This window comes from Streptomyces sp. GB4-14 (assembly GCF_022696125.1).
Taxonomy (GTDB): Bacteria; Actinomycetota; Actinomycetes; order Streptomycetales; family Streptomycetaceae; genus Streptomyces; species Streptomyces werraensis.
Map to the genome: position 1 here is coordinate 1,129,926 of NZ_RZHO01000002.1, position 14,629 is coordinate 1,144,554.

A 14,629-nucleotide genomic window follows, 5' to 3' on the forward strand; every position below is an offset into this window, starting at 1 on the left:
GGACGGGGATGACGACGGTGCGGCTGGGGACCGGGATCGGGTGGCGTCCGGAGATCGCGGACGCGGTGGAGGCCATGCCGGGCATCGACTGGGTCGAGGTGGTGGCGGAGAACGTCTGCCCCGGTCATCTGCCCGCGTCGCTGCTGCGGCTGCGCGAGCGCGGCGTGACCGTCGTGCCGCACGGCGTCTCCCTGGGGCTCGGCGGCGCCGAACGCCCCGACGAGCACCGGCTCACCGCGCTCGCCGAGCGCGCCACGGCGCTGGGCTCGCCCCTGGTCACCGAGCACATCGCGTTCGTGCGGGCGGGCGGTCCGCTGACCGCGTCCCCCGGCATCGAGGCCGGGCACCTGCTGCCGGTGCCGCGCACCCGCGACGCCCTCGACGTGCTGTGCGAGAACGTCCGCATCGCCCAGGACGCGCTCCCCGTGCCGCTCGCCGTGGAGAACATCGCCGCGCTGTTCTCCTGGCCCGGCGAGGAGATGACCGAGGGGCAGTTCCTGTACGAGCTGGCCGACCGCACCGGCGTACGACTGCTCATCGACGTCGCCAACCTGCACACCAACCACGTCAACCGCGGCGAGGACCCGGCCAAGGCGCTCGCCGAACTCCCCCTGGAGGCCATCGCGTACGTCCATGTCGCGGGCGGGTTCGAGCGGGACGGCGTGTGGCACGACAGCCACGCCCACCCGGTGCCCCCGCCGGTGCTGGACATCCTCACGGACCTCGCGTCCCGGGTGTCGCCCCCGGGCGTGCTGCTGGAACGGGACGAGAACTTCCCGCCGCCGGTGGAGCTGGAGCGCGAACTGGGCGCGATCCGCGGGGCGGTGGAGGCGGGTGCCCGGGTCCGCGGGGCTTCGACGCCACAGCGGTTGCGGGAGCCGGCCGCCGTCGGGCCCGTCACCGAGGCCACCCGGGAACGGCTGGCGCTGGCCCAGGCCGCGGTGCTGTCCTCGCTGGTCGCGGGGACGCCGGTGCCGGAGGGGTTCGACCGGACGCGGATGCGGGTGCAGGCGCGGGCGCTGGCCGCCAAGCGGGCCGATGTGGTCGCCAAGGTGGCCCCGGAGCTGCCGGTGATCCTCGGCGACGGCTACCGGGCGGCCTTCCTCGCGTACGCGCAGACGCGGCCGATGACGGGCGGGTACCGGCGCGACGCACTGGACTTCGCCGCGGATCTGCTGCTGACCGGGCGGCCCGAGGACACGCGGGCGCGGCGCGAGCTGCGCGAATGGTGGCTCGACCGCTCAGGCCCGAGGCCCCGCCCGGCCCGCCCGGTCACCCGCCTGGCCCGCGCGACCCGCCGCGCCCTGCTCCGACGCTGACACGGGCGTCCAGCACGGCCTCACGAGCGTCGGGATTCCCGATCTCCACGGTCGCGTACGGGTCCTCCATGTCCGCGCGGCGGACGAAGAACGTCATGGGACGACTCCGCGGAACGTCACATACCCGCAACGCTGCGTCCGGATGGTGAACAAGGCATGGTGTTTTCGCGACCGTGTCCCTTACAAACAACTCATGTTCTGGGTTCCTCTCCTGCTGCTGGCCTGGGCGATCGCCGGGGTCGCCGGGGTGCGGCTGTGCCGGGCCGCCGTGCGTGAGGCGGCGGCCGCCGGTGACGGTGCGGGAGAGCGGCGCGGGCTGACGCTGTACGAGGCGGCGTTCCTGTCGGGCGGTCCGGCGCGGGTCGCCGATCTCACGCTCGTCGCGATGGCCCGTCAGCGGCGGCTGCTGCTGGCGCACACCGGCTGGGCCACCGTCGTCGATCCGCGCGGGCGGGACGACATGGAGCGCACGGTGATAGGGGCGATCGGACCGGAGGGCCAGTCGCGGATAGCGCCGGTGCGGAAGGCCGCGGCGACCGCGGAGGCGGTGCGGACGCTGGCGGAACGGCTGGTGCGCGCCGGCCTCGCGGTGCCGGAGGACGACGGGCGGACCGTCGCCGAGGCGCTGCGCCGGATGCGGCTCGCCGTGCCGGCGGTGGCCGGTCTCGCCGCCGTCGCGCTGCTCATGCCGGCGCCTCCGCAGATGCCGCGCCCGCTGATCGCCCTGTGGTTCGCGCTGCCGCTGGCGTTCACGCTGGGCTGTCTCGCCGTCGCCCGCTTCGAGCTGAGCCCCGCCTCGCCCTGGGCGTCCCCTGCGGGACAGCGGCTGCTCGCCTCCGTACGGCGGGCGGCGGCCGGCGACACCGACGACGACCGCGCGTACCTCACCACCGTCGCCGTGCACGGGGTGCACGCGGTGGGCGAACCGCAGGTGCGGGCGGCCTTCGCTCACCGGGAGCCCCGCGTGGAGTGGTGACCCGGAGGCGGTGAACCGGTCGCCGACACCCGGCGGACGGTCCTTGCCCGGCACCAGGCATGCCGAAAACATCCCTTTTGTCGCCGCAGCGCACCGAAGGGATCACCTCACCGATGAGAACCGCCGCCGCCCTCGTGGCCGCCGGGTCCTTGCTTCTCACCACCCCGGCCTCCGCCGCCCGGACCGCCGCGCCGGCCTCCGCGCCGGCCCTCGGGTCCGCGTCCGCGTCCGAGGCACGCGGCACCGCGGTGGCCGCCGCGCGGGCCGCCTCCGAGGGGATCGACTTCGTCCGGTGCTCCGGGGAGCAGGAGCTGCCGCCCACCGTGGAGTGCGGCACGGTGCGCGTCCCGCTCGACTACGCCCGCCCGGACGGCGAGCAGATCCGGCTCACCGTCAGCCGCTCCCGGGCCTCCGGGAAGGACCCCGTGACCGGGCGCGCGGTGCCCCGTCAGGGCTCCCTGGTGAACAACCCGGGCGGGCCGGGCTTCAGCGGCATGTCCTTCCCGATGCTGGGCGTGGTCCCGGTCTGGAAGCGGCTGGCGGCGGCGTACGACATGATCGGCTACGCCCCTCGCGGGGTGGGCCGTTCCGCCCCGCTGTCATGCACCGACCCGACGGCCTTCCACCAGGGCCCCGCGCCCGCCCCGCAGCACCCGTCGGCGGCGGTCAAGCGGGAGCGCGCGGCCCGCGCGGCGGCGTACGCGCGCGGGTGCGCCGAGCGGTCCGGCGACGCGCTGCGGCACTACACGTCGCTGAACAACGCCCGTGACCTGGATGTGCTGCGCGCCGCGCTGGGCGAGACCCGGCTGACCTTCCTCGGCTCGTCGTACGGCACGTACATCGGGGCGCTGTACGCGACGATGTTTCCCTCGCACGTGCGGCGGATGGTGTTCGACTCGGCGGTGAACCCGGCGCCGGAGCGGGTCTGGTACCGCAACAACCTCGCCCGGTCGGCCGCGTTCGAGGACCGCTGGGCGGACTTCCGGGCCTGGGTCGCCCGCCACCACGACGTGTACGGGCTGGGCGACACGGCGCGGAAGGTGGGCGACAGCTACGACGTGGTGCGGGAGCGGCTGGCGGGGGAACCCGCGGGCGGGAAGGTCGGTCCGGCGCAGTTGCACGCGTCGATGCTGAAGGCGGCGTACCACGACGACCACTGGCCGCAGCGCGCGCACGCGCTGTCGGCGTATCTGAAGGGCGACCCCGGTCCGCTGGTGGAGCAGGCGGAGGAGCAGCCCGAGGCGGCGGCGGAGGCGGAGAACACACGCGCGGTGTATCTGGCCGTGGAGTGCAACGACGCTCCCTGGCCGACGGACTTCGCGGTGTGGGACCGGGACAGCACGCGGCTCGCGCGCCGGGCGCCGTTCGGGACGTGGGACAACGTGTGGACGAATCTGCCCTGCGCCTACTGGGCGGCGCCCCGGCAGCGGCCCCTGGACGTGCGCGCCGGGCAGGGCGCCCTGCCGCCCACACTCGTCCTGGCGGCGGAACGGGACGCGGCGACCCCGTACGACGGGGCGCTGGAGCTCCACCGGCGGCTGGCCGGGGCGGCGCTGGTGACGGAGCGGGACGCCGGCAGCCACGGCCTCGCGGGCGGCGCCAACGCCTGCGTGAACGCGCATCTGACGGCGTATCTGCTGGAGGGCCGGGTGCCGGGCCGGCGCGCGTCCTGCGCACCGCACCCGGCGCCCGCTCCCGCGTCGCCCGCGACCTGAGCGGCGTCAGGCCAGACCGGCGACCAGGTCGGCGACGTCCTTGCGGCGGCCCGTGAAGAACGGGACCTCCTCACGGACGTGCATACGGGCCTCGGAGCCACGCAGGTGACGCATCAGGTCGACGATGCGGTACAGCTCGTCGGCCTCGAAGGCGAGGATCCACTCGTAGTCGCCGAGCGAGAACGACGCGACCGTGTTGGCGCGCACGTCCGGGTAGCCGCGGGCCATCTTGCCGTGGTCGGCGAGCATCCGGCGGCGGTCCTCGTCCGGCAGCAGGTACCAGTCGTAGGAGCGCACGAACGGGTAGACGCTCACATAGTCGCGGGGCGTCTCGTCGGCGAGGAACGCCGGGATGTGCGAGCGGTTGAACTCGGCGGGGCGGTGCAGCGCCATGTTCGACCAGACCGGCTCCAGCGCGCGGCCGAGCCTGGTGCGGCGGAAGAGGTTGTAGGCCTCCTGGAGCTGGTCGGCGGTCTCCGCGTGCCACCAGATCATGAGGTCGGCGTCCGCGCGCAGGCCCGACACGTCGTAGGTGCCGCGGACCGTGACGTCCTTGGCGGCGAGCTGGTCGAACAGCTCCTGGACCTCGTCGGCGTAGCCGGCGCGGTCCTCCGGCAGGACGTCCTTCAGCTTGAACACGGACCACAGGGTGTAGCGGATGACCTCGTTGAGGTCCTTGGCCAGCTTGCCCTTGTTGGGGATCCGGTCGGGCGCGGGGGTGGTGGCGTCGTCACTCATGTCCCTTATTCTCCTGCTCCTCCGTGAAGGCTTTGCACCGGGTGGGCGGTGAGCTCCTGCACAGCGCGCAGGTCACCGCTGATCTGGTCGGCGGCGGCATACGCGCTCGCGATGCACGCCGGGACGCCGACGCCGTCGTACGCGGCGCCGCAGACGGCCAGCCCGGACAGGCCGGCGAGGTGGGCGCGGACGCGGGCCACGCGCGCGTGGTGGCCGACCGGGTACTGCGGCAGTCCGTCGTCCCAGCGGGTCACGCGGGCGGCGACGGGGGCGGCGACCAGGCCGGTGGCCGCCTCGAGGTCGTGCCGGGACAGCTCCACCAGCTCGTCGTCGTCGCGGTGCAGGATCTCCGTCTCGCCGTGGCGCCCCACGGAGGTGCGTACGACGGCCAGGTCCGGGTTCTCCTCGGCGACCCAGCCCCACTTGCGGGAGGCGAACGTGGACGCCTTGATGCTGCGGCCTTCGACGGGCGGCACCAGGAACCCGCTGCCCTCGGGCAGCCGCGCCTCGTCGCGCCGGTAGGCGAGGGTGACCAGCGCCATCGAGGCGTACTCGACGGCGGACAGCTCGGCGGCGGCGCCCGGCGCCTCGGCGCGCAGCAGGCCCGCGGCGGCCGGGGCGGGCACGGCGACGACGACCGCGTCGGCGTGCAGCGTCTCGCCGCCGGCGACGAGGCGCCAGCCGTCGTCGGGTTCGCGGCGCAGTTCGGTGACCGGGGTGCCGGTGAGGACGCGGACGCCCCGGGAGCGCAGGGAGTCGGCGACCGCGAGCGGCAGCGTGCCCACGCCGCCCGCGACGCCCGTGAAGACGGGACCGGCCTGCTGTGCGGCGGCCGTCCTCGCCTGCACGGCCCGGACCGCCTCGGTCAGCGTGGCGTGCGTGCGGGCGGCCTCGAACAGCTGCGGGACGGCCGAGCGCATCGAGATGCGGTACGCGTCCCCCGCGTACACCCCGCCGAGCAGCGGCTCCACGAGCCGGTCGACGACCTCCCGGCCGAACCGCTCGGCGACGTACTCACCGATGGCGACGTCGTCGCCGATCTCGGTGGGCGGCAGCTCGGCGTCCCGCTCGATCCGGGCGAGGCCCTCCTCGGACAGCACGCCGGCGAGGGCGGCGGCGGTGCCGGGGACGCCCATGACGTGCCCCTTCGGCATGGGGCGCAGGGCGCCGCGGGTCCACAGCGCGGCGGAGGCGGTGGCGGGCGGCTGGAGCCGGCCGGCCAGCCCGACCGCGCGGGCGAGTCCGACCGCCTCGGGCCGGCGGGCCAGCAGCGACTCCGCGCCGAGGTCGACGCGGGCGCCCGCGATCTCGCCGGGCAGCAGCTTGCCGCCGACCCGGTCCGAGGCCTCCAGCACGGTGACCCGCGCCCCGTGCTCCAGCAGCCGGTGCGCGGCGGCCAGTCCGGCGATGCCCGCTCCGACGACGACGGCGTGCCGGCCGCCGTCCCTGTGTGATCCGCTCATGCCCTCCACCTTCTCAAACGCCGCACGCCGGCCCGCCAGGGCCGTGTGGCCCCGCCGAGTCCCTACCGTGACCCCATCGCGACCGTCCGGCCCGAACGCCCGCCCCCCTCACGGCGTCTGAGGAGCGTCAGTGTCACCACGAACAGGGGGAGTCCCGCAATGCGCACACGACGATCCGTACGGTCCGCCCATGTCCTGGCGGGAGCACTGCTGGCGGCGGCCCTCCTGGCCACCGGGTGCAGCGGGGCCGGCGACAGCGCCGACAGCAAGGCCGGAGGGGGGAAGGGGGTGGCGGCGGACGAGGGGGCGGCCGTGGACGCGGCGCCCGAGTCCGGGAAGCAGGGCGCGCCCGGCGGCGCGGCGGACCGTTCCGTCCCCTCCGCGCCCCGGCCGGCGGCGGAGCACATCATCCGCACCGCCTCCCTGACGGTGCGCGTCAAGGACGTGCCGACGGCGCTCGACGAGGCGCGCACCGCGGCCACGAACGCGGGCGGCTACGTCGGCGACGAGACCACCCGCCGGGACGGCCAGGGCCACGAGCGCACCCGCGTGGTGCTGCGCGTGCCCGTGGACGCGTACGACAAGGTGCTGGCCGAGCTGGAGGGCACGGGCACCCTGGTCGAGCGCAGTGCGAACGCGGAGGACGTCACAGACCAGGTGGTCGACGTGGAGAGCCGCATCCGGTCGCAGCGGGCGAGCGTGGCGCGGATCCGCGAGCTGATGGACCGGGCGACCCGCCTCAGCGACGTGGTGACGCTGGAGGGCGAGCTGAGCAGCCGCCAGGCCGACCTGGAGTCGCTGCTCGCCCAGCAGGCGTCCCTGAAGGACCGCACCAGCCTCGCCACCGTCACGCTCACGCTGTCCGAGACGCCGGTGGAGAAGGAGGCGAAGGACGACGACCCCGGCTTCCTGGACGCGCTCGAGGGCGGCTGGAGCGTCTTCCTGACCCTGTTGCGCTGGCTGATGCTGGCGCTGGGCGCGGTCCTGCCGTTCGCGGCGGTGGCGGCGCTGCTCGTCCTGGTGTGGAGCAAGCTGATCAGCCCCCGGCTGCCGCGCCGCCCGCGTCACGGACCCGCGGCGGAGGGCGGTCCGGGCACGGGCGCCGGTTCGCTGCCCGTCGCCCCGCCGGTCCCGGGGCGCGCCCCCGGCGCCGGGAACGGCGACGCCTGAGGAACCGTGCTCGACCCTCCCCCGTAGCGTGGGCGGCATGAACACGAGTGCTGCGCACGGGGCGAGGGAACGGCTGGTCGTGATCGGCGGCGACGCCGCGGGCATGTCCGCGGCGTCGCAGGCCCGGCGGATGAAGGGCCCGGACGAGCTGGAGATCGTGGCGTTCGAACGCGGCCACTTCACCTCCTACTCCGCCTGTGGCATCCCCTACTGGGTGGGCGGTGACGTCGGTGACCGGGACGATCTGATCGCCCGCACCCCCGAGGAGCACCGCGCGCGGGACATCGACGTGCGCCTGCGCACCGAGGTCACGGAGATCGACGTGGAGCGGGGGCGGGTGCGGGCCCGTCACGTGGAGTCCGGCGCCGAGTCATGGACGTCGTACGACAAGCTGGTGATCGCGACCGGTGCGCGGCCGGTCCGCCCCGACCTGCCCGGGATCGACGCGCCCGGGGTGCACGGGGTGCAGACCCTGGACGACGGGCAGGCCCTGCTGGACACGCTGTCCCGTACGGGAGGGCGCCGCGCGGTGGTCGTGGGGGCGGGCTACATCGGTGTGGAGATGGCCGAGGCGCTGATCAACCGCGGCTACGAGGTGACGGTCGTGAACCGGGGCCGGGAGCCGATGGCGACGCTCGACCCCGACATGGGCCGGCTGGTGCACGAGGCCATGACCGGCATGGGCATCACCATGGTGAACGACGCCGAGGTGACCGGGCTGGCCACCGGCGCCGACGGCCGGGTGCGGGCGGTCGCCACCGCGGACGCCGAGTATCCCGCCGACGTCGTCGTCCTGGGCATCGGCGTGCGGCCCGAGACCACCCTCGCGCGGGCCGCGGGACTGCCCCTCGGCGACCACGGCGGGCTGCTCACCGACCGGTCGATGCGGGTGCGCGGCCAGGGGAACGTGTGGGCGGGCGGCGACTGCGTGGAGGTGCTCGACCTGGTCTCCGGGCAGCTGCGGCACATCCCGCTCGGCACCCACGCCAACAAGCACGGCCAGATCATCGGCGCCAACGCCGGCGGCGGCTACGCGACCTTCCCGGGCGTGGTCGGCACGGCGGTCAGCAAGGTGTGCGACCTGGAGATCGCGCGCACCGGCCTGCGGGAGAAGGACGCCCACCGTGTGGGCCTGCGCTTCGAGGCGGTGACGATCGAGTCGACCAGCCGCGCGGGCTACTACCCGAACGCCGCCCCCATGACGGTGAAGATGCTGGCGGAACTGGGCACGGGCCGCCTCCTCGGTGTCCAGATCGTCGGCCGCGAGGGCGCGGGCAAACGCGTGGACATCGCCGCGGTCGCCCTCACGGCGGGCATGACGGTCCACCAGGTGGCGGCCCTGGACCTGGGCTACGCCCCGCCGTTCTCCCCGGTCTGGGACCCGGTCCAGGTGGCGGCCCGGAAGGCGGCGGCGAAGGTGAGGGCGCGGTGAGCACACCTGCCCCGCCCGTCCACCCTCGACGGGACGGCGTCACGCCGTGCCGTTGATCCGTTCGATCGCCTGGCGGGCCTGCTCCCCCGGCGGGCGGGACGGGAGGGAGGAGACCGAGCCGGCCGTCGACGCGGCGGAGGCGGTGGCCGGCGGGACGGCGGGGGGCTGCTCGCCGGCCGTCGGGCGGGCGTGGGCGGCGGCCGCGCGGGGGGAGCGGAGGCGGTGGCCGACCGCCTCGTCCAGCGTCACCGGCCGCTGCATCTGCGCGGCGAGCCGCCCCGCCTCCTGGCCGAGCCGGGCGACGTCCTCCCAGGGGAGGCGGACCACGAGCGTCAGCTCGGCCTCGCCGTCGGGCAGGGCGTGCACGGGGACGGTCACTCGGTCGTTCATCGCCTGTGTCCTCACGTCGGCCCCGCGGCGCCTTCCCCGCGCCGCGGGCGGTTGAGGAGACATACGCACGGCGGACGGGCGGCGTTCAGGGGCCCGTTGATTCACCGGCGGCCGTCCGGGCACTAGTGGGACGTGGTCATCCCCGTCCATGACGTGAACCCCGCGCGCCGCACCCCCTGGGTGACGTACGCGCTGATCATCGCCAACTTCGTCGTCTTCGTGGCGCTCACGCCCGGTGTCGTCGGCTCCCTGACCGGGGGCGGCGGCAGCCTGGCGGAGCTGTGCCACCTCCAGGCGTTCCTGGAGCGGTGGGCGGTGGTGCCCAGGGAGCTGATCCACCACCAGCTGCCGAACCTGGTGCCGACCGGCGCCACCGGCGTGGGCCCGCAGGGCGCCGGGTGCGTGATCGGCCCGCCCCGCTACGACAAATCGCCCGAGCTGAGCGTGCTGACGGCGATGTTCCTGCACGGCGGCTGGCTGCACCTGCTGGGCAACATGCTGTTCCTGTGGATCTTCGGCAACAACATCGAGGACCGCATGGGGCACCTCCGCTTCCTGCTGTTCTACCTGGTCTGCGGCTACGCGGCCGCGTACGGCTTCGCGCTGCTGAACGCCGGCTCGGGCGAGCCCCTGATCGGCGCGTCGGGCGCCGTCGCCGGCGTCCTGGGCGCGTATCTGGTCCTCTATCCCAGGGCACGCGTCTGGGTGCTGGTGCCGTTCCTGATCTTCCTGCCGCTGCGGCTGCCCGCGTGGATCGTGCTGGGCCTGTGGTTCGGGCTCCAGGCGGTGTACTCGGCGGGCCAGGGCGTCACGGACGCGGGCACGGTGGCGTACGCGGCGCACGTCGTCGGTTTCGTCGTGGGCATGCTGCTGGCGTGGCCGCTGAAGCCGGGCACTCCCCCGCCGCCCGAGCCGCGCGGCGTCCTCTTCGGCAGGCGGGCGCGGCCCGGCCTGCGGAACAGGTCCGGCCGGCAGAACGGGCCCGGCTGGTAGAACGACCGCCCGCCTGATCGCCTCCGGGCCTAGACTCCCCCCAGCGGCCCGCCGTTCGATGGGGAGGACCATGTTCGACCACACGTACGACAACCCGGTGATCAGCGGTTTCCACCCCGATCCGAGCGTGTGCCGGGTCGGCGACGACTACTACCTGGTGTGCTCCAGCTTCGAGTACTTCCCCGGGCTGCCCCTCTTCCACAGCCGGGACCTGGTGCACTGGGAGCAGATCGGCAACGTGCTCGACCGCCCCTCCCAACTGCCGCTGCCGCTTCCCGGCTCGAAGGCGTCCGGCGGTCTCTACGCCCCCACGATCCGGCACCACGACGGCCGCTTCTGGGTGGTCAACACCAACGTCGGCGGCGGCGGCAACTTCGTCGTCACGGCCGAACGGCCCGAGGGGCCGTGGAGCGACCCCGTCCGGATCGACCTGGAGGGGATCGACCCCGATCTGGCGTGGGAGGAGGACGGCACCTGCTGGTGTGCCTTCTCCGGACCCGCGGGCGGCATCAACCTGGCGCGGATCGACCCGGTCACGGGCGCGGTGCTGGAGGGCCCCTTCCCCACCTGGTCGGGGACCGGTCTCAAGTACCCCGAGGCGCCGCACCTCCACCGCATCGGCGACTGGTGGTACCTGCTGATCGCCGAGGGCGGCACGGAGCGCGGCCACGCCGTGTCGGTGGCCCGCGCCCGCTCCCCACGCGGCCCCTGGGAGGGCGCGCCCGGAAATCCGCTGCTGTCGCACAGCGGCACCGGCCGCCCGATCCAGAACACCGGCCACGCCGATCTGGTGCAGGCTCCCGACGGCAGTTGGTGGATGGTGCTGCTCGGCGTCCGGCCGCGGGGGTTCACGCCCGACGTGCACGTCCTGGGCCGGGAGACGTTCCTGACGCCCGTGGAGTGGGACGAGGACGGCTGGCCGGTCGTCGCACCCGTGCCGGAGCGTCATCCGGCCCCGGGCGGCGCCTGGCACCCCGTGCAGGACCCGCCCGCCCGTGACGACTTCGACGGGGCCGCCCTCGCACCGCACTGGATCTCGCCGTTCACCCGCCCGGAGGGCTCCTGGTCGCTCACGGAGCGCCCCGGATCGCTGGTGCTGCACGCCACCGGCCCCACCCTGGACACCCCCGGCTACACGTTCGTCGGCCGCCGCCAGCAGCACCACGACTGCCGGGTCACCGCCCTGGTCGACCCGGGGACGGGACGCGGCGGCATCTGCGTACGCCTGGACGAGGCCCATCACTACGAGGTGGAGGCCGGCGACGGGGAGGTGCGCGTCGTGGCGCGGATCGGTCCGCTGAGCCAGACCGTGGCCCAGCGGTCCGCCCCGCCCGGTCCGCTGCTCCTCGGCGTGACCGTCCGCACCACGGACCTGGTGCCCGCCTCACCCCTGCTCACCGACGGTCACACCACCGGCCCCGACACCCTCGCCTTCTGGCTGGGCGACCCCACCGCCCCGGGCGCCCACCCGCTCGCCGAACTGGACGGGCGCTACCTGTCCACCGAGGTCGCCGCCGGCTTCACCGGCCGCGTCATCGGCATGTACGCCACGAAGGGCTCGGTCGCCTTCGACTGGTTCGAGTACGTCCCGTCGCCCGCCGTGTGAGGGACCGCCCGAGGCCCGCGGGGCCCGGCGGCGGTTCGGCTAATCTGTCCCCCATGCCACCCCGACCAGCCGGAACGCGTCCCACCCTGTCCCTGGTCGCCGAGGCCGCCGGCACGAGCGTGCCGACCGTGTCGAAGGTGCTGCGCGGCGGGACCGACGTCTCGGCGGAGACCCGGGCGCGGGTCATGGAGGCCGTACGGGCCGTCGGCTACACCCGCAGGGCCGGGGGCAGGAGCGAGGGCGTGCGGGACGAGAAGGGCCGGTCCCAGGTCCTCGACCTGGTGGTCACCCACTTCGAGGGGTCGTGGGCGAACCTCCTCATCGCCGGAGTCGGCCGCGAGGCCGCCGCGGCGGGGCTCGACGTCGTGCTGACGCTCGCCGAGCCGCACGGCGACTGGGTGTCGCGGGTGCTGCGCAGGCGCGCCCTCGGCGTGGTCGGCACGCTGGTCGACCCGGCGTCGCCGCAGTTCGGCGCGCTTTTCGCGGCGGGCGTCCCGGTGGTGCTGATCGACCCGATGACCACACCGCCCGCGGGGGTGACGAGCGTCGGCGTGGCGAACTGGGAGGGCGGCCGCATGGCCGCCGAGCATCTGCTGTCCCTGGGGCACGAGCGGCTGGGCGTGGTCGCCGGGCACGCCCGCCATCTGTTCAGCCGGGCCCGCGTGGACGGCTTCCGCGGGGCGGCCGACACCGAGACCGGGGGGCGGGCCACGGTGACGGTGACCCACGGCGGCTGGAACCGCGCCAAGGCGGCGGCCGCCACCCACACCCTCCTCGACGAGCATCCGGGCATCACGGCGGTCTTCGCCTGCGCCGACTCGATGGCGCTCGGCGTCTACGACGCGCTCGGCGAGCGGGGCCTGCGGGTCCCCGACGACGTCAGCGTCATCGGCTTCGACGACCTGCCGGAGGCGCAGTACATCACTCCCGGACTGACGACCGTCCGCCAGCCCAGCACCGAACTGGGCGCCGCGGCGGTCAAGCTGCTGCTCGACCTCTCCCGGGGCGAGGACGGCGCGGCCCGGCCCCCGGCCCGGATGAAGCTGGCGACCGAACTGGTCGTGCGCGCCTCGACCGGCCCCGTGTCACAGCGGTGACGCGACGACGTCGAGGACGAGCCGGCTCGGCCGGCCGGCGCCCTGGAGGATCGTGTGCTCGGCCGTGACGGGTGGAGCGCACTCCCCTTCCGGCGCGTAGGTGTTGGTTCCGACGTCCCAGCGGGGTGAGGAACTGGGGGCGATGTCGACGCGTATCCGGTGACCCGGCAGGAAGGTGTGCGCGGCCGACCACAGGTCCACGGCGAGCTCGTACGCCCGGCCCGGCTCCAGCGGTCCCCGCTCGCCACGGCCGGTGACCGGGTCGGCGGACCGTGCCGATCCCCGCCGCACGCCGTCGGCGACGACGCGGCTGGTGCCGTCGGGGCGTTCGTCGCACAGCCGGACCACCACGTCCGCGTCCGTCCCCGTGGTGACGAGGTGGACGACGGCACGGACCGCGCCCATCACCGTGAGGCCCTCCTCCAGCGGCCCGGTGCGCCACGAGACGACGTCCGGCCGGGCCTCGACCGCCGTCTGGTCGGCGGGGCCCGCCCCGAACGGCGCGAAGAGCAGGACGGCCCCGCCGCACGTCGGCACCGGGGACGCCGGGTCGCTGACGAGCCGCCGGCCTCCGCTCCCGGCCGGCTCGGGCGCGAGCGCGCCCTCCGGGGTCAGGTACAGCTCAAGTGCCCGCGCGTCACGCGGCGGGAATCCGTCCGCCTCCACCCACCGGTCGGCGCCCGTCAGGAACACCCGTACCGGCGGGGAGTCGAGCGCATCCCCGCGCAGCACCGCGTCGAACCAGCGCAGGTGCAGCGCGGTGAGGTCCACGGACCCGGCGGACGCCTCCGGGCCGAAGTCCAGGCCCGCCGCCCGGCCGGACAGGTCGTCGTGCGTCCACGCGCCCACGACCAGCCGGGGCGCCGGCCCGCCCGTCTCCTCCGCGCGGCGCCGCAGCCGCCGGTACAGCTCCAGGGTCGGACCGAGGAAGACGTCGAACCAGCCGCCGGTCAACAGCACCGGCAGTCGACCGCGTCGGTCCGGTCGACGATCTTCCCCGCCCGGTGACGCGGCGAGTCCAGCGGCTCCCGCAGCCGGTCCAGCCCCCACCGGACGATGCCCTCGACGTCCCGTCCCGTGTGCAGGGCCCCGGCCCGGTACGCCTCGCCCGTCGTGATCGCGTGCTCGGTCGCCTCCCATCGCCGCCGCTCGGCCTCCCGTTCACCGGCGGACGCGAGACGGCTGATCGTGTCCGGGGCGATGGCGTAGTGCGTCCATGCCAGGGTGCTGCCGAGCTCCGGCACGCCGCCGCGGAAGCGGAAACCGTCGAGCGCCGACAGCGCGGGCGTCATGGCGGGGGCGAGCGCCCGCAGCGCCGGGGCGCCGCCGAGCAGCGCGGCGAACTGGGTGTCGGAGGCGTAGGACGCGCCCCACATGCCCACGGCGCCGTCGCACTCGGGGCGGGCCGCGAGCCAGGCCACGGCGTCGGCGCCGTCCGCCTCCTCCTGGGAGCAGGGGTCGAAGACGCCCTCGGAGCCGAAGCGGCCCCGCACGTCCTGGAGCGCGACCAGATAGCCGGCGGCGACCATGCGGCGGACGTCCAGGTACCCGTCGTCCTCCTCGCGGGCCACGTCGTAGGGGTGGCGGGTGAGGAGGGCCGGCCAGGGTCCGGTGCCGTGCGGGAGGAGCAGGAGGGTCCGCAGCCGTGTTCCGTCGCGCAACGGGCAGGTCACCTCCCGGCGTTCGGCGACCGGGTCCGGTGTCGGCCGGGAGGAGACGGGCACGGCTGC

At 75.1% G+C, this 14,629-nt stretch carries 13 protein-coding genes; 8 read left to right on the forward strand and 5 right to left on the reverse strand.

Annotated elements, in window-relative coordinates:
• The first annotated feature begins 8 nt into the window (after nucleotides 1-8).
• The 3 genes from ELQ39_RS06420 to ELQ39_RS06430 all read left to right on the forward strand — a co-directional run bounded on the left by ELQ39_RS06420 (nucleotide 9) and on the right by ELQ39_RS06430 (nucleotide 4,010).
• A complete protein-coding gene (locus tag ELQ39_RS06420; protein WP_242591316.1) occupies nucleotides 9-1,319 on the forward strand; it encodes a DUF692 domain-containing protein in 1,311 nt (436 codons plus the stop codon).
• A 193-nt stretch (nucleotides 1,320-1,512) separates the two neighbouring features.
• On the forward strand, nucleotides 1,513-2,295 hold the full coding sequence (locus tag ELQ39_RS06425) for a TIGR04222 domain-containing membrane protein (protein WP_242591317.1): 783 nt from the start codon (nucleotides 1,513-1,515) through the stop codon (nucleotides 2,293-2,295).
• Between the two features lie 113 nt (nucleotides 2,296-2,408).
• Nucleotides 2,409-4,010: an alpha/beta hydrolase gene (locus ELQ39_RS06430; RefSeq protein WP_242591318.1), complete on the forward strand. Its 1,602-nt coding sequence runs from the start codon at nucleotides 2,409-2,411 to the stop codon at nucleotides 4,008-4,010.
• Between the two features lie 6 nt (nucleotides 4,011-4,016).
• Here ELQ39_RS06430 and hemQ read toward each other — a convergent pair whose 3' ends face one another.
• Nucleotides 4,017-4,748, reverse strand: coding sequence for a hydrogen peroxide-dependent heme synthase (gene hemQ / locus ELQ39_RS06435; protein WP_190001250.1), 732 nt, complete (start codon nucleotides 4,746-4,748; stop codon nucleotides 4,017-4,019).
• A gap of 5 nt (nucleotides 4,749-4,753) precedes the next feature.
• Nucleotides 4,754-6,211, reverse strand: coding sequence for a protoporphyrinogen oxidase (gene hemG, locus ELQ39_RS06440; protein ID WP_242591319.1), 1,458 nt, complete (start codon nucleotides 6,209-6,211; stop codon nucleotides 4,754-4,756).
• Nucleotides 6,212-6,370: 159 nt separating this feature from the next.
• On the opposite strand from hemG, the gene ELQ39_RS06445 reads away from it, so the two are divergent.
• Nucleotides 6,371-7,381, forward strand: coding sequence for a DUF4349 domain-containing protein (locus tag ELQ39_RS06445; RefSeq protein ID WP_242591320.1), 1,011 nt, complete (start codon nucleotides 6,371-6,373; stop codon nucleotides 7,379-7,381).
• Nucleotides 7,382-7,418: 37 nt separating this feature from the next.
• Nucleotides 7,419-8,813 carry an FAD-dependent oxidoreductase gene (locus ELQ39_RS06450; RefSeq protein ID WP_225625101.1) on the forward strand — a complete coding sequence of 465 codons (1,395 nt, stop codon included), beginning with the start codon at nucleotides 7,419-7,421 and terminating at the stop codon, nucleotides 8,811-8,813.
• 39 nt (nucleotides 8,814-8,852) lie between these two features.
• Here the strand turns inward: ELQ39_RS06450 and ELQ39_RS06455 are convergent, their stop codons facing one another.
• Nucleotides 8,853-9,203, reverse strand: coding sequence for a hypothetical protein (locus tag ELQ39_RS06455; RefSeq protein WP_190001246.1), 351 nt, complete (start codon nucleotides 9,201-9,203; stop codon nucleotides 8,853-8,855).
• A gap of 132 nt (nucleotides 9,204-9,335) precedes the next feature.
• Between ELQ39_RS06455 and ELQ39_RS06460 the strand changes: the two genes are divergently transcribed.
• From ELQ39_RS06460 to ELQ39_RS06470, 3 genes are all read left to right on the forward strand, one after another.
• Entirely contained in the window at nucleotides 9,336-10,196 is an 861-nt protein-coding gene (locus ELQ39_RS06460; RefSeq protein ID WP_242591321.1) for a rhomboid family intramembrane serine protease, read from the forward strand.
• Between the two features lie 70 nt (nucleotides 10,197-10,266).
• A complete protein-coding gene (locus tag ELQ39_RS06465) occupies nucleotides 10,267-11,802 on the forward strand; it encodes a glycoside hydrolase family 43 protein (RefSeq protein ID WP_242591322.1) in 1,536 nt (511 codons plus the stop codon).
• Nucleotides 11,803-11,855: 53 nt separating this feature from the next.
• Nucleotides 11,856-12,899, forward strand: coding sequence for a LacI family DNA-binding transcriptional regulator (locus tag ELQ39_RS06470; RefSeq protein WP_242591323.1), 1,044 nt, complete (start codon nucleotides 11,856-11,858; stop codon nucleotides 12,897-12,899).
• On the opposite strand, the gene ELQ39_RS32360 is transcribed toward ELQ39_RS06470, so the two are convergent.
• Together ELQ39_RS32360 and ELQ39_RS32365 are read right to left on the reverse strand one after the other, a co-directional pair.
• Nucleotides 12,888-13,859: a CocE/NonD family hydrolase gene (locus tag ELQ39_RS32360; protein ID WP_337662990.1), complete on the reverse strand. Its 972-nt coding sequence runs from the start codon at nucleotides 13,857-13,859 to the stop codon at nucleotides 12,888-12,890. The two genes, ELQ39_RS06470 and ELQ39_RS32360, sit on opposite strands and share 12 nt — an antisense overlap.
• The gene (locus tag ELQ39_RS32365; protein ID WP_337662991.1) at nucleotides 13,850-14,623 is read right to left on the reverse strand and encodes a CocE/NonD family hydrolase; all 774 of its coding nucleotides are present in this window, start codon (nucleotides 14,621-14,623) and stop codon (nucleotides 13,850-13,852) included. The genes ELQ39_RS32360 and ELQ39_RS32365 overlap by 10 nt, the downstream gene beginning before the upstream one ends.
• Nucleotides 14,624-14,629: the final 6 nt, after the last annotated feature.